Consider the following 22,109-nt stretch of genomic DNA (forward strand, 5'->3'; position numbering starts at 1 on the left):
GGCGCGGACGTGTGGGCGGCCGGCGGGGCCGCGGTGGGCGTCGAGGAGGGCGCCGGGGCGGGCGTACGTCCCGGGGCGCCCCCGGTCGGCCGGTCCGGCATCGGCAGCCCGTCGAGCCGGGCCGAGAGCTCCGCGCCGCCCCTCGCCACCGGGGAGGAGGGGCCGGGATCGTCGGCGGCTTGGGCGGGCACCGCCATCGCACCGGCCACGGCGACCCCGCAGAGGACGAGCAGCACCCGACGCAGCGCCGCCGGGCACCCGGCACGGGCGGTCAGGTCGCGGCCCGCCCCGCGCTCGAGCGCCAGCAGCGCGGTGAGCAGCGTCAGCCAGGACAGGGCGAGGAGGACCGCGACGCCCGCCAGTGCGGTGACCAGCTCGACCAGCGTCGGTGCGGGCCCGAGAGCGGTGGCGCGGTCGCCCGCCGTGCCCCGCCAGACCAGGACGACGAGCGCGGCCAGGCATGCGGTCAGGAGGAGTGCCCTGCTGCGCTGTGAGGCGGTCATCGTCTCGATCCTTGCGTTTGCGTGTGTTTGCTTCATGCAACGCGCGTTCACCTGTGGTGTCAAGAGATGCGACTCGACACCTGTGGAGAACCTCGCCGTGGCATTGACCAGCGGCCCGACGCCGGTTAGGGATGCGGGGTGGCGAGGACGGCGGGACCGGGTGGTGGCGAGCGATCGATCCTGGCGCTCCTCGACGACCTCGAGCAGCAGGCGCAGGGGGCCGCCCTGCTGGAGCGGGACCTCGAGGTGGAGGACCGGGCCCGAGCGGAGTTCGCCCGGGTCTCGTTCGGGTCGCGCGTGCACGCGCTCGACGGGCGCTGGGTGCGACTGCGGCTGCTCGGCGGCCTGCACCTGGAGGGTGCCGTCCTGCGGACGGGCGACGGCTGGCTGCTCCTCGGCGAGCAGACCGGGCGGGAGTGGGTGGTGCGCTCAGGGGCGCTGGCCGCGGTGCACGGCGCGCCGGCGCGGGCGGTCGCCGAGGAGGCCCTGGGGGTCGTCCGCCGGCTCTCGCTGACCTCCGTGCTGCGTGGGCTCGCCGCCGAGGACGGGGAGTGCCTGCTGCACCTCGTCGATGGCGCTCGACTGGAGGGTGCCCTGCGGCGGGTGGGCGCCGACTTCGTCGAGGCGCGGCTGCTCCCGCAGCCGGCCGACGGGCACGACCTCGTGCCCTTCACCGCGCTCGCGGCGGTGCAGCAGCGCCGGTGAGCGGCAGCGCTCAGTCCTGACGAGGACCCTCGGAGTCGGCCTCGACGAACGGGTGGTCGGCCACGAACCGGTCGGCCTCGGCGTACATCCGCTCGATGTAGGCCTCGAGCTCGGTGGCCTCGACCCGCCACTGTCCGCGGCCGCCGATCTTGATGGCACGCAGGTCGCCGCGGCGCACGAGGGCGTAGACCTGCGCGCTGGAGGTGTTGAGCACCTCGGCCACGTCGCTCAGCTGCAGGAATCGCGGCGCGCTCGGCATGCGCACACTGTGCCACCCGCGCCGTCCGGTGCGGTACGACGGCCCGCCGCCTGTGGAGAACCGTGCCGAGTCGGCGAAAACCAGGCACTCTTGACTCCGGCGCCACCGGAACGGATCGGTGGATACTCGCCGATCTCGGACCAGGAGCTCTCGATGAACGACTCCACCACCTCGCCGAACCGCTCCGCCGGAGCCGCGGTGGCACCCACCGCCAGCCGTCCTCGACGGCAGGGCTGGCGAGATCCACGGCTCCTGGTCGGGGTCCTGATCGTGGCGGTGTCGGTCCTCCTCGGCGTGCGGGTCCTAGCCTCGGCCGACGACACGGTCGCGGTCTGGGCGGCGACCAAGGACCTGCCCTCGGGCACCGAGGTGGGCCGCGGTGACCTCGTCAGCCGGCAGCTGCGGTTCACCCGGTCCGAGGACGCCGACCGCTACCTCTCCGCCGACGAGGCGCTGCCGAGCGACCGGGTGCTCGGCCGTGCCGTGGGATCCGGGGAGCTGCTGCCGCGGGCGGCGCTGGACGACTCCTCCGACGAGCTGGTGGAGGTGCCGCTCGCGGTCGAGGTCGACGCGGTGCCGGCGACCGTCCGGGAGGGGTCGGTGGTGGACGTGTGGGTGACGCCGGACGCCGCGAGTGCCGCGGGTGCCGGCGGCAGGCTCACCGAGGCGGAGCGGATCCTCGACGACGTGACGGTCGTGCGGGCGGCACGTGTCGAGGACACCCTCGCCCCGAGCGGCACCCGCCAGATCATCGTCGGCGTCACGCAGTCCCAGGCCGACGAGCTGGGACCCGCCCTCGGACGCAGCGCGGCGGGGCACGTGGTCATCACCAGGCAGGCCTGAGGTGGGGGTGCTCGACGGCGAGCGGCCGACGGTGCTGCTCGCGGCCGCCGGTGCCGGCTGGGAGCCCGCGGCGCTCGCCGTGCTCGCCTCGGCGTCGGTGGTCGTCGTCAAGCGCTGCGTCGACCTGGCGGACCTGCTGGCCAGTGCGAGTGCCGGCCAGGCCGACGTGGCGGTGGTGGCTGCCGAGACGCCCGGCCTGGACGCCAGCGCGGTGACCGACCTGCTGCGCCACGACGTCCGCACCGTCGCCGTGGGGGAGGAGGGGCGGGTCGCTCTGTCCCGGATCGGCGTCGTCGAGCTCGTGCCCGCCACCGACCTCGCTCACCTGCCCGACGCGGTGGAGAGCGCCGGGCGGCGCGACCTCGTATGCGACCCGGAGCCCGAGCCGGACGTCCCGGAGCTGCCGGGCGACGACGCCGTCCCGGGGCGGGTGGTCGTGGTGTGGGGGCCGACCGGAGGGCCTGGTCGGACGACCGTCGCGCTCGGCCTGGCGGCGGAGCGCGCGCACCGCGGGGTCGGACCGGGACGCCGGGCGGTGCGCGTGGTGCTCGCCGACCTCGACCCGTACGGCGGGTCCCTGGCTCAGCACCTCGGGGCCGTCGACGAGGTCTCCGGCGTGCTGGCCGCGGCCAGGTTCGCCAACCTGGGCGAGCTCGACGAGAGGCGCTTCACCGGGGCCCGTCGCCAGGTCTCGCCTGGGCTCGAGCTGCTCAGCGGCCTGCCGCGCGCCGACCGCTGGGTGGAGGTGCGTGAGGGTGTCACCGCGGACATCGTCACCGCCGCGGCTCGGATCGGTGACGTCGTCGCGGACACCGGTTTCTGCCTGGAGGACCTCGACACCGAGCTCGGCCGCGCGGGCGGCGGCCGCAACCGGATGACCCTCGAGGCGCTGGCGGTCGCCGACGAGGTGGTCGTCGTCGGGGCGGCCGACCCGGTCGGGCTCTCCCGTCTCGCCCGCGGCCTCCACGAGCTCGGCGAGGCGGTGCCCGGCACCCCCGTCCGCGTCGTCGTCAACCGGATGCGCGAGAGCCTCGGCTGGGACGAGGGCGACGTGACCCGGATGGTCGGGGGGTTCGCCCGCCCGCTCGGCGTGCACTTCCTCCCCGACGACCGACCGTCCTGCGACGCCGCCCTCGCCGAGGGCCTGTCGCTGGTAGAGGGCCGCGACGGTCCCCTGCGCCGGGCGATCGCAGAGCTGACCAGCGCCGTCTTCCCCGAGTCGGTCGCCGCCGCGGCGGGTCGTCGTACGTCACGGGGGGCGCGCCGGCGCCGCGGGTGAGGCCGGCCGATCAGGACGCGAACAGCAGCCAGAGTCCGCCGCCGGTGTAGGCCATCATCAGCACCACCATCGCCAGCTGGCCGACGACCCGGTGGCCGCGAGGCAGCAGCGTGAGGGCGCGGTCGTGCGCGGCGACGGCGCCGGTGACGTGCCCCACCACCACGGCGAGCACCTTGACCGTGGCCAGCAGGGACGGGTGCGAGGAGAGCCAGTAGCCGATCGTCCACCCGCCGGTGCCGAGGTAGTCCGAGCCGTCGACCATCGGGTCGCTGAGCTGGACCAGCGTGGTCTGCCCCTGCTCGACGAAGTACGTCAGGTAGTGCGCGACGAGGTAGCCGACGACGATCGGCACCACCGCGTGCACGAGTCGGCGCGGCAGCTCGCGGCGCGGGTACGACGACCCGACCCGCGTCGCTGCCGCTGCCGCGGTGAAGGTCACGAGCACCACGAGGCAGAAGCCGACCAGGGCGAGCGTCGAGGCCAGCGTCTGCGGCAGCGGCTGCGCCTGGAGGAGGTCGACCCACCGCAGCTGGTCCTTGAAGCTGTCGAACGCCGTGCTGCCGAACATCACCGCGAGCACCGCGACGGTGCCGGCGCGCACCGGGGTGCCCTCCAGCCCGGCGAGAGGGCTGCGCAGCACCAACCGGCCGTCCGCTCGCCGCCCGATCGGCGCGAGCCGTCCGACCAGCTCCGACCAGACCTCGAACGGGTCGGCCCGCGCGAACCAGGTGTCCCCGAAGACGGCGGCGCCGACCAGCATGATCGCGGCGTAGAGGACCAGCCAGAGACGTACCGAGTCCAGGAGCGTCGAGCTCGGGTCGACCAGCTCCTGCCAGACGAAGGCGAGCAGCCCGAGTGCGGCCGGCCACAGCCCCAGGCGGGCCGGGTAGGTCAGCAGCCCCCGTGAGGGGTGGCCGCCCGCGGCACGCACCACCAGCCGGTGCACGGTGCGCACCGGGCTGAGCAGCCGGTACGCCGGACCGATCAGCAGCGACGCGGGCACGATCCCGACCCACAGCAGCACGTAGAAGACCCCGAACACCGGGTTGGTGACCACGTCGGGGCCGGCGAACAGGGGCCAGGCGACGTACCCGGCGAACGCCAGCCCGACCGCGCGCAGCACCCAGCGGGTGACGGGGGAGTCGAGCACCCGGGCCGCGCCGGCCGGCAGCGGCCGGCCCGCCGTACGGGCGTCGTAGCGCGGGGTGCGCCAGGCCAGCGCGAGCACGACGAACGACGCGGCCAGCGCGGCGACGCCGGCCGCGACGGCGAGACCGGCCGGCACCGGGAGGTCGCGCGCGCCACCGACGCCGTGCAGCGGCAGCCAGACCGCGGGGGTCACCTCAGCGGGCCTCGAGCTGAGCGACCAGCGTGTCGCTCACGTGCTCCTCCATCTCGACGATCCCGGGCCGCGCGATGGTGAACGTCTTCGTGCTCGTGCCCGGGCCGAAGTCGAAGGTGGTCTCGGGGGAGGAGTGGACGTGCAGCTCGCCGTCCCGGTCGGAGACCACCCGGACGGTGAGCGGCTGCCCTGCCTCCACCTGGATCCGCTTGTTGCGCGGCGTCACCTTCTCGCCCTCGATCCGGACCGCGACGGTCTGCGACGAGGACGAGGACGAGGGCGAGGACGAGGGGGCCGAGGCGAGTGACGACGCCGACGACGACGGCGCAGCAGTGGACCCGGAGGACCCGGAGGACTCCGAGCCACAGCCGGCCAGGAGGAGGAGGGCGGCCGCGGCGAGGGCGGCGGCGTACGGGCGGCGGGGGAGCGTCGCAGGCATGCACCCATCCTGCCGGGTGGGTGGTTCTGGCAGACTCGCCGCGGCCCGTGCCGAGCAGCGCGGAACCCGAGCGGGAGGAGGAGGCGGTGGCCCAGCAGCTCAGCTCCGACGACCTCACGATCCTCGCCCGGGAGACCGCGCGCACGCCGCTGCACAACGCCACCCTCGAGATCTTCCAGCCCGGCCCGGACGGCTTCGGGTACGACGAGGTGCTCGCACACATCGAGGACCGGATCGCGTTCGTCCCGCGCTACCGCCAGCGGGTCCGCTCCTCGCCGGGACGCCTGACCAACCCGGTGTGGCTCGACGACACCGACTTCGACCTGACCTACCACGTACGCCGCTCGGCGCTGCCCCGGCCGGGGTCGATGGACCAGCTGCGCGACCTGGTCGCCCGGGTGGTCTCGCGGCGGCTGGACCGCACGCGTCCGCTGTGGGAGACGTACGTCGTCGAGGGCCTCGAGGGCGGCCGCGTCGCGCTGTTCTCCAAGTCCCACCAGGTGCTCGTCGACGGGGTGCGCACCGTCGACATCGGCCAGGTGCTGCTCGACGTCGACCCGGGGCCGCGTCAGCTCGTCCGGGAGGACTGGACCCCACGCCCCGCGCCGACCGGCCCGGGGCTCCTCGTCGACGGCGTGCGGGAGCTCGTGCTCGACCCGGCTCGCGCGGTCGACACCGTACGCAGCACCGTGGGGTCCGTGCGCCGTGGTGCGCAGGTGCTCGGTGAGCGGGCCGGGGTCGCCGTCGGGGTGCATCGACGTCGCCCGGGGGGTGACCTGCCGTTCACGCTGGACCCCAGCGAGCAGCGGCGGGTGGCACTCGTGCGTACCTCGCTGCGCGACTACCGCAGGGTGCGCCGGGTCCACGGAGGCACGGTGAACGACGTCATCCTCGCGACCGTCGCCGGTGCCGTCCGGGCCTGGCTGATGACCCGGGCCGAGGCGGTCGGTGCCGGGCGCCGGCTCCGGGCGCTGGTCCCGATGAGCGTGATCGACGAGGAGAGCGAGCCGACCAGCCTGGGCAGCAGCGTGATCGGTCACCTGATCGACCTGCCGATCGGCGAGGCGTCGCCGGTGGTGCGGCTGCACCAGGTGTCGTACGCCCTCCGCGCGCACTCCGAGACCGGACGGGCGGTCGCGGCGGACCGGATCGCGGGGGTCGCCGGCTTCGCGCCCACCACCTTCCACGCGCTGGGCACCCGGGTCGCGCTCGAGGACGACCACGACGTGCACCTCGTGCTGACCAACGTCCCGGGACCACAGTTCCCGATGTTCGCCGCCCGGGCCGAGATGACGCAGTCGTACCCGGTCCCGCCGCTGCTGCCCGGCTTCGGCCTCAGCATCGGCGTGACGTCGTACGACGGGTCGGTCAGCTACGGCCTGGTCGCCGACCGCGAGGCGCTGCCCGACGTGGAGGTGCTCGCCCAGTGCGTGCGCGAGTCCCTCGACGAGCTGGTCGACACGGCCAGCGACGACCGCAGCCGAGCCCCGAGAGGACGAGCATGACGACGAGCAGCGTGCGCACCTACCTCCCCACCACCCTGCGTGGCTTGGCCGAGCTGGCGGCGTCCGGCGAGGTCGCGCCCACCGGTGGTCACGCGGTCACCGACGCGGTACGCGCCGAGTGGCAGGACAGCTCGGAGGAGGAGTGGGAGTACGAGGCCCTCTGCCTGGCCGCCGACGACTGCGCCGCGCTGTGGGCCGAGGACGACGAGCGCCGCCGGGTCGTCCTGGCCGTCGACGTCGACGCGGCCGCGGTGCGGCTCGCCGAGAGCGGTGACAGGACGGGGGCGGGCGACCCCACCGAGGTGGTGGTGACCCGGGCGGTGCCGCTGCGCGACGTGGCGGCCGTGCACGCCGACCTGTCCGAGGCCGACGCCGAGCGGCGCGACGACCTGTGCTGGTTCGCCACCCAGGAGCTGGACCAGCTGCTGGACCGAGCCTGAACCCACCCCGGGCGGCTTTGGCGCCCGGGCGCGGTGAGTGACACGATCGACGGCATGGACGCCGTCACCACCCCTCCCGCACCCCGCAACGAGCCCACCCTGTCTTACGCCCCCGGCAGCCCCGAGCGCGCGAGCCTCGAGAAGGAGCTCGCCCGGCTGCAGGCGCAGGGCCCGATCGACCTGACCGCCACCATCGGCGGCGAGCAGCGCCTGGGCGGCGGCGAGGAGATCCCGGTCGTGCAGCCGCACGCGCACGCCAAGGTGCTCGGCACGATCCGCAACAGCACCAAGGCCGACGCGCAGGCCGCGATCGAGGCGGCGTCGGCGGCGGCTCCCGCATGGCGCGCCCTGTCCTTCGACGAGCGGGCCGCGGTCCTGCTGAAGGCCGCCGACCTGCTGACCGGGCCGTGGCGGGCGACGATGAACGCCGCCACGATGCTGGGCCAGTCGAAGACCGCGTGGCAGGCCGAGATCGAGGCCGCCTGCGAGCTGGCCGACTTCTGGCGCTTCAACGTCCACTTCGCTCGTCAGCTGCTCACCGACCAGCCGCCGATGAACCCCGAGGGCATCTGGAACCGCTCCGACCACCGTCCGCTCGAGGGCTTCGTCTACGCGATCGCGCCGTTCAACTTCACCGCCATCGCGGCCAACCTGCCGACGGCGCCCGCCCTGATGGGCAACACGGTCATCTGGAAGCCGTCGCCGACCCAGCAGTTCGCCGCGCACTACACGATGCGGCTGCTGGAGGAGGCCGGGATGCCTCCGGGCGTGATCAACATGCTGCCCGGCGACGGGATCGAGGTCTCGGACGTCGCGCTGGACCACCCCGACCTCGCCGGGATCCACTTCACCGGCTCCACCCCGACCTTCCAGCGCCTGTGGGGCACCGTCGGCGCGAACATCTCCTCCTACCGCTCCTACCCGCGCATCGTCGGCGAGACCGGCGGCAAGGACTTCGTCGTCGCCCACCCCTCGGCGGACGTCGACGTGCTGCGCACGGCGCTGATCCGCGGGGCGTTCGAGTACCAGGGCCAGAAGTGCTCGGCGGCCTCGCGTGCGTACGTCCCGGCCTCGTTGTGGCCGGAGCTCAAGGACGAGCTTGTCGCCGAGACGGACGCGATCGCGATGGGCGACCCGACCGACCTGTCCAACTTCATGGGCGCGGTGATCGACGACCGGGCCTTCGCCAAGCACAAGGCGGCCATCGAGCACGCGCGGAGCACGCCCGGGCTCGAGGTGGTCGCCGGCGGCACGGTCGACGACTCGGTCGGCTACTTCGTCCGACCCACGATCGTCGTCGCCGAGGACCCGACCGACCCGATGTTCAAGGACGAGTACTTCGGCCCGATCCTCGCCGTCCACGTGTACGACGACGCCGACTACGACGCGGTCGTGGACCAGATGGAGTCGTTCGCGCCGTACGCCCTCACCGGCGCGATCATCGCCCAGGACCGGCACGCGATCGCGGAGCTGAGCGAGCGGCTGCGCTTCGCCGCCGGCAACTTCTACATCAACGACAAGCCCACCGGTGCCGTCGTCGGGCAGCAGCCCTTCGGTGGCGCCCGGGCCTCCGGCACCAACGACAAGGCCGGCTCGGTGGGCAACCTGATGCGCTGGACGTCACCGCGCTCGATCAAGGAGACGATGGTGCCGCCGAAGGACTACCGCTACCCGCACATGGGCTGAGCGAGGCCCGACCATGAGGCTCCCGCACGAGAACGTCGCGACCGTGCTGGTCGCGCCGTCCGTGCTGGGCGACCTCGAGCTGGAGCTGATGGGCCACGACCTGTGGCTGTGGCGGGTGGCCACGGCACCGTTCGTCGTCGACGGCCAGCGGCGCGCCTTCCAGGTGCGCCGCCGGCTGCTGATGGCCAAGCGGGGGGAGTGGGACCTCGCGGCCGACTGGGTGCCGGTGTGGATCTCCTTCGGTCCGCGCTGGTACGACGCGAAGGACCCCGAGGCGCCGCTCCCGTGGTCGGCGCACGAGGTGCTGTGGGGTCTGCTGGCCCGCTACCCCGACAGCACCCGCTACCGCCTCGGGCTGGGCGGGGTCCCGCGCCTGCGCGTGCCCACCGAGGGCGACCGCGAGGACGGTTCTCAGCGGGCGAGGTAGTCCCGGCCGACCTTGTTCTCGGCCTTGAGGGCCTTGACCAGCAGGTCGGTGATCAGGCCCTCGAGCTTGCCCCCGACCAGCGGGATGCTCACCTTCGCGGTGACGGCGACGGTCTCGGTAACCCCGCCGTCGTCCTCGGCGAGGGTGATGGTGCCGGTCATCTCGCCCGGCTTGCCGGGGATGGCGACCGTCAGCCCGGCCTGGTCGGTCGAGGTCCAGTCCTCCTCCTGCAGGATGCCGATCTCGTCGCCGACGATCTTCTGGGCGAAGGACGGGATCCCGTGCGGGGTCTGCACCTGGTCGACGGTGACGTCCATGCCGTTCGCGACGTCGCCGCCCTTGGGAGCGATGACGACGTCGTGCCGCTTGACCCGCTGGAACTCGCAGACCTCCTCGCGGAAGGACTTGTCGGCCAGCATCGCGTAGACCTGCGCGACGGTGGCGCCGTCGTACCTCATCTCGTGGCGGATCGACTTGCTCACAGCACGGGTCCTTCCTGGTGCGGTACGGGGAACGCGCACATCATGCCCGAGGCGGGGTCAGCCGTCGGCGGGACTCTCGAGGATCAGCGTCGTCGGACCGTCGTTGACGCTCTCGACCGTCATGTCGGCGCCGAAGACGCCGCGCTCGACGAGCGCGCCGAGCCGCTCGAGCTCGGCGCAGACGGCGTCGTACGCGGGCTCGCTCACCGGCCCCGGCGCGGCGGCCGCCCAGGTGGGTCGCCGCCCCTTGCGGGCGTCGCCGTACAGCGTGAACTGGCTGACCACCAGCACGCCCGCCTCCTCGCCCGCCTCGGCGAGGTCGGAGAGGGCGCGTTCCCCGCGCAGCACCCGCAGGCCCCAGATCTTGCGAGCGGTCCAGGAGACGTCCTCGGGCCCGTCCTCGTGGGTGACGCCGAGGTAGACCAGCAGACCCGGCGCGGTCAGCTCGCCGACGACGGTCCCCTCGACGACGACGCGGGCTCGGCTGACACGCTGCAGGACGGCTCGCACAGGACTAGCGTCTCGCACCGTGAGCGTGCAGGAGACAGCGCCGGCCCCGGGCCGCGTCGAGACCAACGGTGTCAACGTGATCGCGGAGGCCGAGCGCAGGGGCCGCCCGCGCGACCTGTTCTGGCCGTGGACCGCGGCCTCGATCTCGGTGTTCGGGATCTCGTACGGCTCCTTCGCGCTCGGGTACGGCGTCAGCGCGCCGCAGGCGCTCGTCGCCGGCCTGGTGGGGATCGTGGCCGCAGGGCTCCTGGCCGGGCTGATCGCGATCGCGGGCAAGCGCGGGTCGGCGCCGACGCTGGTGCTCTCGCGGGCGGCGTTCGGCGTGCACGGGAACCGGGTCCCGGCGGCGTTCTCCTGGGTGCTGAGCGTCGGGTGGGAGACGGTGCTGACCTCGCTGGCGGCCCTCGCCGCGGCCACGGTGGTGCGCGAGCTCGGGGGGAGCGGCGGCAACGGGACGCTGGCGATCGCGCTGGTGGTGGTGATCGCGCTGATCGTGGGCGGCGGGTTCCTCGGCTTCGACGCGATCATGCGGATCCAGACCTGGATCACCTACGTCGGCGTCGTCCTCACGGTCGTGTACGTCGTGCTGGTCGCCGACCGCGTCGACCTCTCGGCCGTGGGCGACCTGCCCGGAGGCGGTGTCGCCGCCCTGGTGGGGGTCGGCATCCTGATGGCCACCGCGACCGGGCTGAGCTGGGTCAACGCTGCCGCCGACTACTCCCGCTACCTGCCGCGCAGCGCCTCGGGCCGCGGTGTCGCCGGCTGGACGGCGACCGGCCTCTCGGTGGCCAGCGTCGTGCTGTTCGTGGTCGGTATCGCGCTGGCGGGCTCCGACGCGCGGCTGAGCGAGGCGATCGGCGGCGACCCGATCGGTGCGCTGGCCTCGCTGCTGCCGACCTGGTTCCTGGTCCCGTTCGTCGTGGTGGCCGTCGTCGGGCTCGTCTCCGGCGCGCTGCTGGACATCTACTCCTCGGGGCTCTCGCTGCTCGCGCTCGGGCTGCCGGTGTCGCGTCCCACCGCGGCGCTGCTGGACGGCGCGATCATGGTGCTGGGCTCGGTGTACGTCCTGTTCGTCGCGCCGGGCGACTTCGTCAACCAGTTCCAGGGCTTCCTCATCACCCTCGGCGTGCCGATCGCCGCCTGGGCCGGCGTCATGGTGGCCGACATCGCGCTGCGCCGCCGGGACTACGACGACGCCGCGCTGATGGACCCCGCCGGCCGCTACGGCGCCGTCGGCTGGCCGGCCCTCGCCGTCTTCGGCGTCGGCACGGTCGTCGGGTGGGGCCTGGTCACCAACACCTACGCCGGCTGGCTGACCTGGCAGGGCTACCTGATGGGTCTGGTCGGCGGCAAGGACGGCGCCTGGGCGGGCGCCAGCCTCGGTGTCGTCGTCGCCCTGGTGATCGGGGTGGTCGGCTACGCCGCCCTCGCTGCCGGGCGGGTGCGGCGGTCGGAGGGGTGAGCGCGCCCTGGCTGGTGGCGATCGACCTCCAGCACGTCTTCGCCGACCCGGCCAGCCCGTGGGCGAGCCCGGACGCCGACCGGGCGCTCCGGGCGTCGCAGGAGCTGGTCGCCACGTTCGAGGACCGGGTCGTGCTCACCCGCTTCGAGCCGGACCCGGAGCCGCGCGGGTCGTGGGCCGACTACTACCGGGCCTGGCCGTTCGCGCTGGAGGCGCTGGAGCGGGACCCGCGGACGTACGACCTCCTGCTCGACCCGGGGGACGCGCCGGTCCTCACCCGTCCCACGATGGGCAAGTACGGACCCGACCTGCTGCGACTCACCGGCGGCTCCCGCGACCTCGTGCTGTGCGGTGTCGCGACCGACTGCTGCGTGCTCTCGACCGCGCTGGCGGCCGCGGACGACGGGGCGTGGGTACGCGTCGTCGCGGACGCGTGCGCGGGCTCCTCCGCCGAGGCGCACGAGCGCTCGCTGGCGGCCATGGCGGCGTACGCCCCGCAGGTCGAGGTGCTCTCCGCGGCCGACCTCGGGTAGCTGCTTCCCCGCACGGCGAGCGGGGTGCTCAGCGACCCTCGCGGGTGGCTATGGTCGGCGTGTGGCCACCCGACTCAGCACAGAGAGCACCCCGTCCCCCGATCCGAGCGACGAGCAGCGCACGGTCGTGCCGCCGGTCGTCGAGGAGCTGATCGAGGGGGCGCGCAGGCTGCCGCCGGTGCCGGGCGTCGACCTCGAGTCGCTGATCCGGGTGTACTACCGCGACCTGGACGCCGACGACGTCGAGGGCCGGGCCTCGCGAGAGCTGGGCGCGTCGGTCCTGCACCACCTCTCGCTGGCCCAGCGCCGGCCCTCCGGCACCGCGCTGGTCGACGTCTCGACCCCGACGACCGAGCGGGACGGCTGGTCGCTGCAGGGGCGGACCGCCGTCGAGGTCGTCACCGACGACATGCCCTTCCTCGTCGACTCGGTGCAGATGGCCCTGGAGGCGGCCGGTCACGAGGTGCGGCTGCTGGTCCACCCGCAGTACGTCGTCCGGCGCGACACCGACGGCAGCATCGTCGAGGTGCGGGGTCAGGAGGCCTCAGTCGCGGCCTCCGACACCGGGCACGAGTCGTGGATGCACATCGAGATCGAGAGCGTGGACGCCGCCGAGGAGCAGGCGGTGGCCGCCGCGGTGACCGCCGCGCTGGACGACGTGCGTCGCGTGGTCGAGGACTGGCCCCGCATGCGGCGCCGCGCCGAGGCGGTCTCGGCCAGCCTGCACGAGGACGCCACCCTGCGGGAGTCGTGGGAGTCCCAGCAGGCGGGCTCGTTCCTGCACTGGCTGGCCGACGACCACTTCACCTTCCTGGGCTACCAGGAGTACGACGTCGTGCCCGGCGACGGCGGGTCGCCGGTGCTCCGCGCGGTGCCCGGCACCGGGTCCGGCCTGCTGCGCAGCGACCGGACGCTGGAGGACGAGGCCGAGCTGGCCGGGGACCTGGCGGCGAGCGCCTCGGGCGCGGGGAGCACGGTGCGGCTGCTGCACATCTCCAAGGCCGCCGAGCGCTCGACCGTGCACCGCCTCTCGCACATGGACCAGGTGACGCAGCGGCTGGTCGACTCCTCCGGGCAGCTGGTCGGTGAGCGCCGCTTCCTCGGGCTGTTCTCCTCCGCGGCCTACACCGAGTCGGTGACCCGGGTGCCGGTGCTGCGCGAGCGGGCGCGGCGGGTGCTCGAGCTGGCCGGGCTGGAGCAGATGAGCCACGACGGCAAGGCCGTGATGGACGTGCTCGAGGGCTACCCCCGCGACGAGCTGTTCCAGACCTCGCCGGAGCAGCTGGTGCCGATCGCGAAGGCCGTCTCGCGCTTCCGCACCCGCCGCGAGCTGCGGGTGTTCCTGCGCCGCGACGACTACGGGCGGTTCGTGTCCTGCGTGGTCTACCTCCCGCGAGACCGCTACAACACCCCGGTGCGCGACCGCTTCACCCGGATCCTCACCGAGCGCACCGGCGCGGCGAGCATCGAGTTCACCGCCCGGGTCTCGGACGCCCTGGCCGCGCGGCTGCACCTGGTGGCCCGCCCGGCCGAGGGCGAGCAGCTGCTCGACGTCGACACCGTCGAGCTGGAGGCCGAGCTCTCGGCGGCCGCCCGGTCCTGGGACGACGACCTCGTCGAGGCCAGCTCCGCCGCCGGCGTGACCGAGCACGCGGGCGTACCCGCCCGGACGCTGCGCGAGAAGCTGGGCGGGGTCCCGGAGGCGTACAAGGAGGACTACGAGCCGCACGACGGGATGCGCGACCTCGCCCGCCTGGCGTCGATGGGACCCGACGAGGTCGAGGTGAGCCTCGCCCGGGAGCAGGACGGCGACGCGCGGCTGAAGATGTTCCGCACCGGGGACCCGGTCTCGCTGTCCACGGTCCTGCCCGTGCTGACCGCGATGGGTGTCGACGTGGTCGACGAGCGGCCGTACCTCTTCCACGGGCTCGGCACGGTGCCCAGCCACCTGTACGACTTCGGCCTGCACCGCTCCGAGGGCTGGCCCGCCGAGCGGGTCGCGGCCTTCGAGGAGGCGGTCCTCGCGGTCTGGGACGGCCGCGCCGAGAGCGACGGGTTCAACGCGCTGGTGCTGGCCGCCGGCCTGTCCTGGCGACAGGTCTCGGTGCTGCGTGCGTACGCCCGCTACCAGCGGCAGGGCGGGTCGTCGTACTCCTCGGAGTACGTCGAGGAGACCCTCGCCGGCAACGTGTCGCTGGCGGCGGACCTGGTGGCGCTGTTCGAGGCGCGCTTCGACCCCGACCGCGGCGAGCCCGACGCGCCCGAGCGCGTCGCCGCCTGCGAGGAGATCGAGGAGCGGATCGCGGCCGGTCTCGACGAGGTCGCGGCGCTGGATCAGGACAAGATCCTGCGCTCGATGCTCGGCCTGGTGCGGGCCACGCTGCGCACGAACTACTTCCAGGGCACGCTCGTGGACGGGGAGCGGGTCGACCACGACTACCTCTCGTTCAAGCTCGACCCCCGCGAGGTGCCGGACCTGCCCGCGCCCCGGCCGCGCTTCGAGATCTGGGTGTACTCCCCGCGCGTCGAGGGCGTGCACCTGCGCTTCGGCCGGGTCGCGCGCGGCGGACTGCGCTGGTCGGACCGGCGCGACGACTTCCGTACCGAGGTCCTGGGCCTGGTCAAGGCGCAGATGGTGAAGAACACCGTGATCGTGCCGGTCGGCGCGAAGGGCGGGTTCGTCGGCAAGCGGCTGCCCGACCCGAGCGACCGCGAGGCCTGGCAGGCCGAGGGCGTCGCCTGCTACACGACGTTCATCTCCGGCCTGCTCGACCTGACCGACAACCTGGTCGACGGCCCCGAGGGCGCGCGGCGCGTCGTCGCCCCGCCGCAGCGCGTCGTGCGTCACGACCCCGACGACACCTACCTCGTCGTCGCCGCGGACAAGGGCACCGCGACCTTCTCCGACATCGCGAACGGCGTGGCCGCCGACTACGGCTTCTGGCTGGGCGACGCGTTCGCCTCCGGAGGCTCCGTCGGCTACGACCACAAGGCCATGGGCATCACCGCCAAGGGCGCCTGGGTCTCGGTGCAGCGGCACTTCCGCGAGCGCGGCATCGACTGCCAGACGCAGGACTTCACCGCCGTCGGGATCGGCGACATGTCCGGAGACGTGTTCGGCAACGGGATGCTGGAGTCCGAGCACACCCGGTTGGTGGCCGCCTTCGACCACCGCGACATCTTCCTCGACCCCGACCCGGACCCGGCCGCGTCGTACGCCGAGCGGCAGCGGATGTTCGCGCTGCCGCGCAGCTCCTGGCAGGACTACGACACCGCAGCGATCTCCGAGGGTGGCGGCGTGTACTCCCGTCGGGCGAAGTCCGTGCCGATCAGCGCCCAGGTCCGCGAGGCGCTCGGGCTGCAGGACGGCGTGACCTCCCTCAGCCCGCCCGAGCTGGTCCGGGCGATCCTGCTGGCGCCGGTGGACCTGCTGTGGAACGGCGGGATCGGGACCTACGTCAAGGCGTCCTCGGAGACCAACGCCGACGCCGGCGACAAGGCCAACGACCTGGTCCGCGTCGACGGCAAGGAGCTGCGCTGCGCGCTGGTCGGAGAGGGCGGCAACCTCGGCCTGACCCAGCGGGGCCGGATCGAGTACGCCGTCCGCGGCCGCGCCGGCGAGGGCGGCCGGATCAACACCGACTTCATCGACAACTCCGCCGGTGTCGACACCTCCGACCACGAGGTCAACATCAAGGTGCTGCTGGACAGCGCGGTCGCGGCGGGGGAGCTGGACGCGGAGGCCCGGCACACTCTGCTCGCCTCGATGACCGACGAGGTCGCCGCGCTGGTGCTGGCCGACAACGACGAGCAGAACCTCGCCCTGGCCAACTCGGCCTCACGGGCCTTCTCGCTGCTGCACGTGCACGAGGAGATGATGCGCTGGCTGGAGCGCTCCGGCCGGCTGGACCGCGAGCTCGAGGGACTGCCCTCGCGGCGCGAGGTGGCGGCCCGGATCGAGCAGGGCGGTGGGATGACGGTGCCCGAGCTCTCGGTGCTGCTCGCGTACGCCAAGATCGTCCTGTCCGACGAGCTGCTGGAGACCGACATCGCCGAGGACCCGTTCCTGCGCGGCGAGCTGTTCTCCTACTTCCCGGCCCCGCTGCGCCAGGAGTACCGCCAGGCGATGCAGGACCACCCGCTGCGTGCGCAGATCGTGGTCACGCAGATCGTGAACCGGCTGATCAACGAGGCCGGCATCACCTACCTCCACCGCCTCGGCGAGGAGACCGGGGCCTCGGTCGCCGAGCTGGCCCGGGCCAACTTCGTGGCGCGGGAGGTGCTGGGGACCGAGGCGCTGCTGGAGGAGATCCACGCCCAGGACTTCCTCGTCGACGCCGCGGTGCAGACCCGGATGCGGGTCGAGGTGCGCACCCTCGTCGAGCGCGTCTCGCGCTGGCTGGTGGACAACTTCCGCGCCCCGCTGGACTCGGAGGCGATCGTCGAGCACTTCGGCGTGATCGGCCAGCAGGTGATCGCGGACCTGCCGTCGCTGATGAGCGGCCGCGAGCTGGCCGCCTTCGAGGAGCGCCGGGAGGAGTACGTCGCCCAGGGTGCGTCCGAGCACCTGGCCGCCAAGGTGGCCGCGCTGCCGCCGGCGTACATGGTCGTCGGTGTGGTGGAGACCGCGCGCCGCGAGCAGCTGGACGCCGCCGAGGTGGCCCGGGTGCACTTCGCGCTCGGTGAGCGGCTCGGGCTGCCGACCCTCGTGCAGCGCATCCTGGCGCTGCCGCGGTCCGACCGCTGGGAGTCGCTGGCGCGGGCGGCCCTGCGCGACGACCTGCACGGGGTCCACGCCGAGCTCACCGCCGAGGTGCTCGCGCGCACCTCCGGCGACGAGTCCGCGGCGGCACGGGTCGACGACTGGGAGTCGATCGACCATGCCCGGGTGTCGGCGGCCGCCGACACGCTCGGCGAGATCTGCTCCGAGGAGTCCTCCGACCTGGCCCGGCTCTCGGTCGGGCTGCGGGTGGTGCGCTCGCTGGTCGGCTGAGTCGCGGGGCTCAGGGACGCAGCAGCCGGTCGACCACCGCGGTGAGCTCGTCGCGCATGGCGGCGTCGTCGTCGCCGGCGGCGATCCGGTTCGCCGCCACGTCGAGCGCGGCCCGCACCAGCGAGGTCAGCAGGGTGACGTCGCCACGGGCGATCGAGCCCGCGCGCTGGCCGGCGCTGACGAGGTCGCCCAGCTCCTCGGCCTCCCGGCGGTGCTCGGGGGTCGTGGCCCGGTCGATGAGGTGGGGATCGGTGAAGACCTCCTTCAGCGCGCGCATCTCCGCGGGGTGCTCGCGGTAGAAGCGGAGGCTGGCGCTCACGAAGCCGTGCACCGATCCCAGTGGGTCGCCGGCGGCGTCGACGGCCGGGCGCACCTGCTCCCGCCCCAAGGAGTACGCCCGCGCGACGACGAGGGCGAGGAGGGCGTCGAGATCGCCGACGTTGTAGCCGATCACGCCCCGGCTGACGCCCGCGCGCCGGGCGAGGGCGCTGATCGTCAGGCCTGCGACGCCGTCCTCCCCGATGATCTCCGTCGCGAGGTCCACCAGCTGGTCGCGGCGGGCCGACTGGTGGAACGTCTGACTTTTGACACCCATGACAAAAATAATACAGTGGTGGGGAAGAGCGTGACTCCCGGACCTGCTTCTGGAGGACCCGATGGACCCGCAGGACATCTTCACCGCCTCACTCCTCGTTCCCGCCGCCGTGCTCGGCGTGGTCGCCTGGCGCGCGGCGCGCCGCGGTCGTACGAGCCTGGGGCTGGGCGTCCGCGACGGCGCGGTCGGCGAGTTCCTGCGCGGCATGCTGTTCTCGGTGCCGTTCCTCGTCGTGCTCGCCGTGGTCTTCCCGCTGCTGGGCCTCAGCGACGTGGTGCGGGTGCAGGGGCCGGACGGGGTGCTGATCGGTATCTGGGTCTACTTCCTCGTCCTCTTCGCGCTCGAGGAGCTCGCGTTCCGCTCGCTGCTGATGACCGGCCTCGGCGTCGTGGCCGGTCGCGGCGTCGCCTGGGTCGTGACCGCCGTGCTGGTCGCGCTGCCGTACTCGCTGAACCCGGACGCCGGCGTGCTCGCCGTGGTGGGCGCCGTCGTCACCAACGCCCTGACCGGGTTGGCCCGCTGGCGGTCCGGCCGGATCTGGTGGGGCCTGGGACAGCGCTGGGTGTTCAACTCGGCGGCGCTGACCCTGGGGTTCACCGAGAGCGCGTTCTCCGCCGACCACCCGGTCGTGGTGCAGCGGCTGACCGGCCCCGACGCGCTGACCGGAGGCGCGTTCGGTGTCGAGGGCGGTCTGGTCGGCGTCGTGCTGCTCGTGGTGATGACGCTGGCCGTACGACCCTTCGCCACCGGCCGCCGCGGTCCGTGGGAGGTCCGTCGGTCCTGACCTCGCGCCGCGCGTTGTTAGCGTGGCGCTCGTGACCGAAGCACAGCTCTCCGCCCTCGAGCGGCGCGTCCTCGACCACCTGGACGAGGACCGCCTGGTCGCCCAGCTCGCCGCGCTGGTGCGGATCCCGAGCATCTCCGGCAGCCCGGAGGAGGTCGAGGTCGTCGAGCACGCCAGCGACCTGCTCAGCGATGCCGGCATGGTCGTCGACCAGTGGGAGATCGACATCGACGAGCTGGCCGAGGACCCGTGGTTCCCCGGCGTCGAGGTGCCGCGGGACCGCGCCCTCGGGCTGGCCGCCGTCGACCGGGTCACCGAGGACCGGCCCGCGCTGGTGCTGCAGGGACACCTCGACGTCGTCCCCCCGGGCGACCCGCGACCCTGGGGCCTGACCGACCCCTTCTCGGCCGAGCTGCACGAGGGCCGCCTCTACGGGCGCGGCACCTGCGACATGAAGGCCGGCTTCGCCGCCAACCTGGCCGTGCTCGACACCCTGCGCTCGGCCGGGGTGACGCTGGCCGAGCCGCTGGCCGTCCACGCCGTCGTCGGAGAGGAGGACGGCGGCCTGGGTGCGTTCGCCACGATGCGTCGCGGGCACCGCGGCCAGGCGGCCGTGATCACCGAGCCCACCGGCGACCGCCTGGTGGTGGCCAACGCCGGCGCGCTGACGTTCCGCATCGAGGTCCCCGGCCGCTCGGCGCACGGCAGCCTGCGCCGCGAGGGCTACAGCGCGCTCGACGCGTTCCTCCCGATCCACCAGGCTCTCGCCACGCTCGAGGCGGACCGCAACCGCGAGGTCGACCCGCTCTTCGGCGACCGCGACCTGCCGTACTCCCTGTCCATCGGGATGCTGCACACCGGCGACTGGTCCAGCAGCGTGCCGGACCGGCTCGTCGCCGAGGGGCGCTACGGCGTCATGCTCGGCGAGGAGCCCTGGGCCGCCCGGATCGCCTTCGAGGACGCGGTCACCGAGGCCAGCCTCAAGGACCCGTGGCTGCGCGAGCACCGTCCTGTCGTCACCTGGCCCGGAGGCCAGTTCGCCAGCGGCCGGCTCGACCTCAAGCACCCGCTGATCGGCGAGGTCTCGGCCGCGGCCGTCGACTCGGGCGCCGCCGAGCCCGGGGTCCGCGCGGAGGTGTACGGCAGCGACCTGCGGATCTACTCCGGCATGGGCGGCATCCCCACGCTGCACTACGGCCCCGGCGACCCCACCTGGGCGCACGCGCCGCTGGAGCACGTGCACGTCGACGAGGTGGTCTCGGTGGCCCGGGCGCTCACGGTGCTCGCGCTGCGACGCTGCGGGGTCGCCGAGTAGCGCGAGGCGTCGCGAAGTGCGCGAGGCGTCGCGAACACGGGACGTCTCGCGGGCGGCCACCGGCCGATACTCTGCCGGGGTGCTCGGGACCCTGCTGCTGACCCCCACCGCCGTCGTACGACGTGCCGTCGGCGCGGTGCTGCCGCTGCCGAGCCCGCTGCGCGACCGGGTCGTGCTGGTGACCGGGGCGTCGTCGGGGATCGGTGCGGCCACCGCCCGGCAGGTCGCGGCGCGGGGAGCGACGGTGCTGCTGGTCGCACGTCGCGAGGACCGGCTGACCGCCGTCGCCGACGAGATCCGCGCCGCCGGCGGTGACGCGTCGTCGTACGTCTGCGACCTCACCGACACCGCGGCGATCGACGGGCTCGTCGCCCGGGTGCTGGACGAGCACGGGCGCGTCGACTACCTGGTCAACAACGCCGGCCGCTCGATCCGGCGCTCGCTGGAGCTGTCGTACGACCGCTTCCACGACGTGGAGCGGACGATGGCGGTCAACTACTTCGGACCGGTGCGCCTGATCCTGGCGCTGATGCCGCAGATGCGCGAGCAGCGGTTCGGTCACGTGGTGAACGTGCTGACCTGGGGCGTGCAGATCAAGGCGCCGAAGTTCTCGGCGTACATCGCCTCCAAGACCGCGCTCGACGTGTTCAGCCGGATCGCCGGGCGCGAGGCGTTCGGGGACAACGTCACCTTCTCCAGCGTCCGGATCTCGCTGGTGCGCACCGACATGGTCGTCGCGACCGAGGCGTACCGCCGCACCCCCGCGCTGACGCCGGACCAGGCGGCGGCCAAGGTCGTGCGCGCGCTCGAGGACCGGCCGCTGACCGTGGACACCCTCGCCGGGTCGCTCGCCGAGGTGGCCAACCTGGTCGCGCCGCGGCTCTCCGACGCCGTGATGTGGGCGGCGAACGCCGCGTTCCCCGACTCGCGGGCCGCGCGTGGGCTGCCGCCGAGGCGCGAGGTCGGCGAGACGGGCAGCTGACCCGGCCCGGCTAGCTGGCCTTGCGCGTCGGCTGCTTCTTGGCGGTGGTCTTCTTCGACGAGGACTTCTTCGTGGTCGAGCCCTTCGTGCCCGCCGACTTCGCGGTCGTGCTCTTCTTCGGCGACGCCTTCTTGGCCGCCGTCTTCTTGGTCGTGCTCTTCTTCGCCGGGGTCGCGGCAGCGTCGTCGTCGCTGGTCTTCTCCCCGCGCGAGGCCTTCGCCGCGTCCACCGAGCGCTGCAGCGCGGCGAGGAGGTCGACGACCTCGCCGGAGGACTTGGTCGACTCCGGCGTGCGCTCCACCTCGCCGCCCTCGATCTTGGCCTTGACCAGCGCCTCGACCGCCGTGCGGTAGTCGTCCTCGTACTCGTCGGCGTCGAAGTCCCCGGCCAGCGTCTCGACCAGCATGGAGGCCATCTTCACCTCGCTCGCCTTGGCGTCGGAGGTGTCCACGGAGCCGAAGTCCGGGGTGCGGATCTCGTCGGGCCACATCATCGTCTGCAGCACGATCACGTCCTCGCGCACCCGCAGCACCGCGAGCGAGGTCCGGTTGCGGATCGCGATCGTCACCAGCGCCATCCGGTCGGAGTCCTCGAGGGCCTGGCGCAGCAGGGCGTAAGGCTTGGCCCCGGTCTTCTCCGGCTCGAGGTAGTAGGACTTCTCGAACAGCATCGGGTCGATCTGCTCGGAGGGCACGAACTTCTCCACCGCGATCTCGCGGCTGGCGGTGACCGGGAGGTCGGCCATGTCGTCGTCGTCGAGGATGACCATCTCGCCGTCCTCGGTCTCGTACCCCTTGGCGATGTCGGAGTACGGCACCTCCTCGCCGTCGAGCGAGCAGATCCGCTGGTACTTGATCCGGCCGCCGTCGCTGGCGTGGACCTGCCGGAAGGAGATGTCCTGCGACTGCGTGGCGGCGTACAGCTTCACGGGCACGCTGACCAGCCCGAAGGAGACGGCACCCTTCCAGATCGCTCTCACGTGACCAGTGTTCCGCGTGTGGCGATCGTGCGCCAGTGGTCGGCGC

General features: G+C 73.5%; 20 protein-coding genes and 1 pseudogene. 13 read left to right on the plus strand and 8 right to left on the minus strand.

The window, feature by feature from the left end; genetic code table 11:
- Positions 1-503 (minus strand): annotated as a pseudogene (locus tag IEX42_RS16580) (hypothetical protein); the annotation flags it as partial.
- Positions 504-641: 138 nt separating this feature from the next.
- On the opposite strand from IEX42_RS16580, the gene IEX42_RS16585 reads away from it, so the two are divergent.
- The gene (locus IEX42_RS16585) at positions 642-1,208 is read left to right on the plus strand and encodes a hypothetical protein (protein WP_188781210.1); all 567 of its coding nucleotides are present in this window, start codon (positions 642-644) and stop codon (positions 1,206-1,208) included.
- Positions 1,209-1,218: 10 nt separating this feature from the next.
- On the opposite strand, the gene IEX42_RS16590 is transcribed toward IEX42_RS16585, so the two are convergent.
- A complete protein-coding gene (locus IEX42_RS16590) occupies positions 1,219-1,467 on the minus strand; it encodes a helix-turn-helix domain-containing protein (RefSeq protein WP_188781211.1) in 249 nt (82 codons plus the stop codon).
- Between the two features lie 153 nt (positions 1,468-1,620).
- Between IEX42_RS16590 and IEX42_RS16595 the strand changes: the two genes are divergently transcribed.
- Together IEX42_RS16595 and IEX42_RS16600 are read left to right on the plus strand one after the other, a co-directional pair.
- A complete protein-coding gene (locus tag IEX42_RS16595; RefSeq protein WP_188781212.1) occupies positions 1,621-2,310 on the plus strand; it encodes a CpaB family protein in 690 nt (229 codons plus the stop codon).
- A gap of 1 nt (position 2,311) precedes the next feature.
- Positions 2,312-3,589, plus strand: coding sequence for a CpaE/TadZ family protein (locus tag IEX42_RS16600; protein WP_188781213.1), 1,278 nt, complete (start codon positions 2,312-2,314; stop codon positions 3,587-3,589).
- Between the two features lie 10 nt (positions 3,590-3,599).
- Here IEX42_RS16600 and IEX42_RS16605 read toward each other — a convergent pair whose 3' ends face one another.
- Together IEX42_RS16605 and IEX42_RS16610 are read right to left on the minus strand one after the other, a co-directional pair.
- Positions 3,600-4,931: a hypothetical protein gene (locus IEX42_RS16605; RefSeq protein WP_188781214.1), complete on the minus strand. Its 1,332-nt coding sequence runs from the start codon at positions 4,929-4,931 to the stop codon at positions 3,600-3,602.
- A gap of 1 nt (position 4,932) precedes the next feature.
- On the minus strand, positions 4,933-5,370 hold the full coding sequence (locus tag IEX42_RS16610; protein ID WP_188781215.1) for a hypothetical protein: 438 nt from the start codon (positions 5,368-5,370) through the stop codon (positions 4,933-4,935).
- A gap of 86 nt (positions 5,371-5,456) precedes the next feature.
- Here IEX42_RS16610 and IEX42_RS16615 point away from each other — a divergent pair, with 86 nt between their 5' ends.
- The 4 genes from IEX42_RS16615 to IEX42_RS16630 are packed head-to-tail and all read left to right on the plus strand — an operon-like array spanning position 5,457 to position 9,428.
- Entirely contained in the window at positions 5,457-6,875 is a 1,419-nt protein-coding gene (locus IEX42_RS16615; protein ID WP_188781216.1) for a wax ester/triacylglycerol synthase family O-acyltransferase, read from the plus strand.
- Entirely contained in the window at positions 6,872-7,315 is a 444-nt protein-coding gene (locus IEX42_RS16620; protein ID WP_229661002.1) for a DUF6912 family protein, read from the plus strand. The genes IEX42_RS16615 and IEX42_RS16620 overlap by 4 nt, the downstream gene beginning before the upstream one ends.
- Positions 7,316-7,369: 54 nt before the next feature.
- On the plus strand, positions 7,370-9,001 hold the full coding sequence (gene pruA / locus IEX42_RS16625; protein ID WP_188781217.1) for an L-glutamate gamma-semialdehyde dehydrogenase: 1,632 nt from the start codon (positions 7,370-7,372) through the stop codon (positions 8,999-9,001).
- Positions 9,002-9,014: 13 nt separating this feature from the next.
- Positions 9,015-9,428: a hypothetical protein gene (locus IEX42_RS16630; RefSeq protein ID WP_188781218.1), complete on the plus strand. Its 414-nt coding sequence runs from the start codon at positions 9,015-9,017 to the stop codon at positions 9,426-9,428.
- Here IEX42_RS16630 and IEX42_RS16635 read toward each other — a convergent pair.
- Together IEX42_RS16635 and dtd are read right to left on the minus strand one after the other, a co-directional pair.
- Positions 9,413-9,910 (minus strand): DUF2505 domain-containing protein, encoded by a 498-nt coding sequence (locus IEX42_RS16635; RefSeq protein WP_188781219.1) that lies wholly within the window; start codon positions 9,908-9,910, stop codon positions 9,413-9,415. The two genes, IEX42_RS16630 and IEX42_RS16635, sit on opposite strands and share 16 nt — an antisense overlap.
- Before the next feature lie 57 nt (positions 9,911-9,967).
- A complete protein-coding gene (gene dtd / locus IEX42_RS16640) occupies positions 9,968-10,420 on the minus strand; it encodes a D-aminoacyl-tRNA deacylase (protein ID WP_188781220.1) in 453 nt (150 codons plus the stop codon).
- Positions 10,421-10,439: 19 nt separating this feature from the next.
- On the opposite strand from dtd, the gene IEX42_RS16645 reads away from it, so the two are divergent.
- The 3 genes from IEX42_RS16645 to IEX42_RS16655 all read left to right on the plus strand — a co-directional run bounded on the left by IEX42_RS16645 (position 10,440) and on the right by IEX42_RS16655 (position 17,408).
- Entirely contained in the window at positions 10,440-11,882 is a 1,443-nt protein-coding gene (locus IEX42_RS16645) for a purine-cytosine permease family protein (protein WP_229661003.1), read from the plus strand.
- Positions 11,879-12,415 (plus strand): cysteine hydrolase family protein, encoded by a 537-nt coding sequence (locus IEX42_RS16650; protein WP_188781221.1) that lies wholly within the window; start codon positions 11,879-11,881, stop codon positions 12,413-12,415. Before IEX42_RS16645 ends, IEX42_RS16650 begins: the two co-directional genes overlap by 4 nt.
- Before the next feature lie 61 nt (positions 12,416-12,476).
- Positions 12,477-17,408 carry an NAD-glutamate dehydrogenase gene (locus tag IEX42_RS16655; protein WP_229661004.1) on the plus strand — a complete coding sequence of 1,644 codons (4,932 nt, stop codon included), beginning with the start codon at positions 12,477-12,479 and terminating at the stop codon, positions 17,406-17,408.
- Positions 17,409-17,418: 10 nt separating this feature from the next.
- Here the strand turns inward: IEX42_RS16655 and IEX42_RS16660 are convergent, their stop codons facing one another.
- Entirely contained in the window at positions 17,419-18,003 is a 585-nt protein-coding gene (locus IEX42_RS16660; protein WP_188781222.1) for a TetR/AcrR family transcriptional regulator, read from the minus strand.
- 61 nt (positions 18,004-18,064) lie between these two features.
- Here IEX42_RS16660 and IEX42_RS16665 point away from each other — a divergent pair, with 61 nt between their 5' ends.
- The 3 genes from IEX42_RS16665 (at position 18,065) to IEX42_RS16675 (ending at position 21,084) form a co-directional block, all read left to right on the plus strand.
- Complete coding sequence (locus IEX42_RS16665; protein WP_188781223.1) at positions 18,065-18,787, plus strand: CPBP family glutamic-type intramembrane protease; 723 nt, start codon at positions 18,065-18,067, stop codon at positions 18,785-18,787.
- Positions 18,788-18,818: 31 nt separating this feature from the next.
- Positions 18,819-20,102, plus strand: coding sequence for an ArgE/DapE family deacylase (locus IEX42_RS16670; RefSeq protein WP_188781224.1), 1,284 nt, complete (start codon positions 18,819-18,821; stop codon positions 20,100-20,102).
- A gap of 79 nt (positions 20,103-20,181) precedes the next feature.
- Entirely contained in the window at positions 20,182-21,084 is a 903-nt protein-coding gene (locus IEX42_RS16675) for an SDR family NAD(P)-dependent oxidoreductase (RefSeq protein WP_229661005.1), read from the plus strand.
- A 10-nt stretch (positions 21,085-21,094) separates the two neighbouring features.
- On the opposite strand, the gene ku is transcribed toward IEX42_RS16675, so the two are convergent.
- On the minus strand, positions 21,095-22,063 hold the full coding sequence (gene ku, locus IEX42_RS16680) for a non-homologous end joining protein Ku (protein WP_188781226.1): 969 nt from the start codon (positions 22,061-22,063) through the stop codon (positions 21,095-21,097).
- Positions 22,064-22,109 lie beyond the last annotated feature (46 nt).

It is taken from the genome of Marmoricola endophyticus, assembly GCF_014644415.1.
GTDB classification, from domain to species: Bacteria; Actinomycetota; Actinomycetes; order Propionibacteriales; family Nocardioidaceae; genus Marmoricola; species Marmoricola endophyticus.

Excerpts from the sequence above, each read along its gene's own strand:
- IEX42_RS16590 (WP_188781211.1), bottom strand. The coding sequence starts at position 1,467 with ATGCCGAGCGCGCCGCGATTCCTGCAGCTGAGCGACGTGGCCGAGGTG.
- IEX42_RS16595 (WP_188781212.1), top strand. The coding sequence starts at position 1,621 with ATGAACGACTCCACCACCTCGCCGAACCGCTCCGCCGGAGCCGCGGTG.
- IEX42_RS16610 (WP_188781215.1), bottom strand. The coding sequence starts at position 5,370 with ATGCCTGCGACGCTCCCCCGCCGCCCGTACGCCGCCGCCCTCGCCGCG.
- IEX42_RS16620 (WP_229661002.1), top strand. The coding sequence starts at position 6,872 with ATGACGACGAGCAGCGTGCGCACCTACCTCCCCACCACCCTGCGTGGC.
- pruA (WP_188781217.1), top strand. The coding sequence starts at position 7,370 with ATGGACGCCGTCACCACCCCTCCCGCACCCCGCAACGAGCCCACCCTG.
- IEX42_RS16630 (WP_188781218.1), top strand. The coding sequence starts at position 9,015 with ATGAGGCTCCCGCACGAGAACGTCGCGACCGTGCTGGTCGCGCCGTCC.
- IEX42_RS16660 (WP_188781222.1), bottom strand. The coding sequence starts at position 18,003 with ATGGGTGTCAAAAGTCAGACGTTCCACCAGTCGGCCCGCCGCGACCAG.
- IEX42_RS16665 (WP_188781223.1), top strand. The coding sequence starts at position 18,065 with ATGGACCCGCAGGACATCTTCACCGCCTCACTCCTCGTTCCCGCCGCC.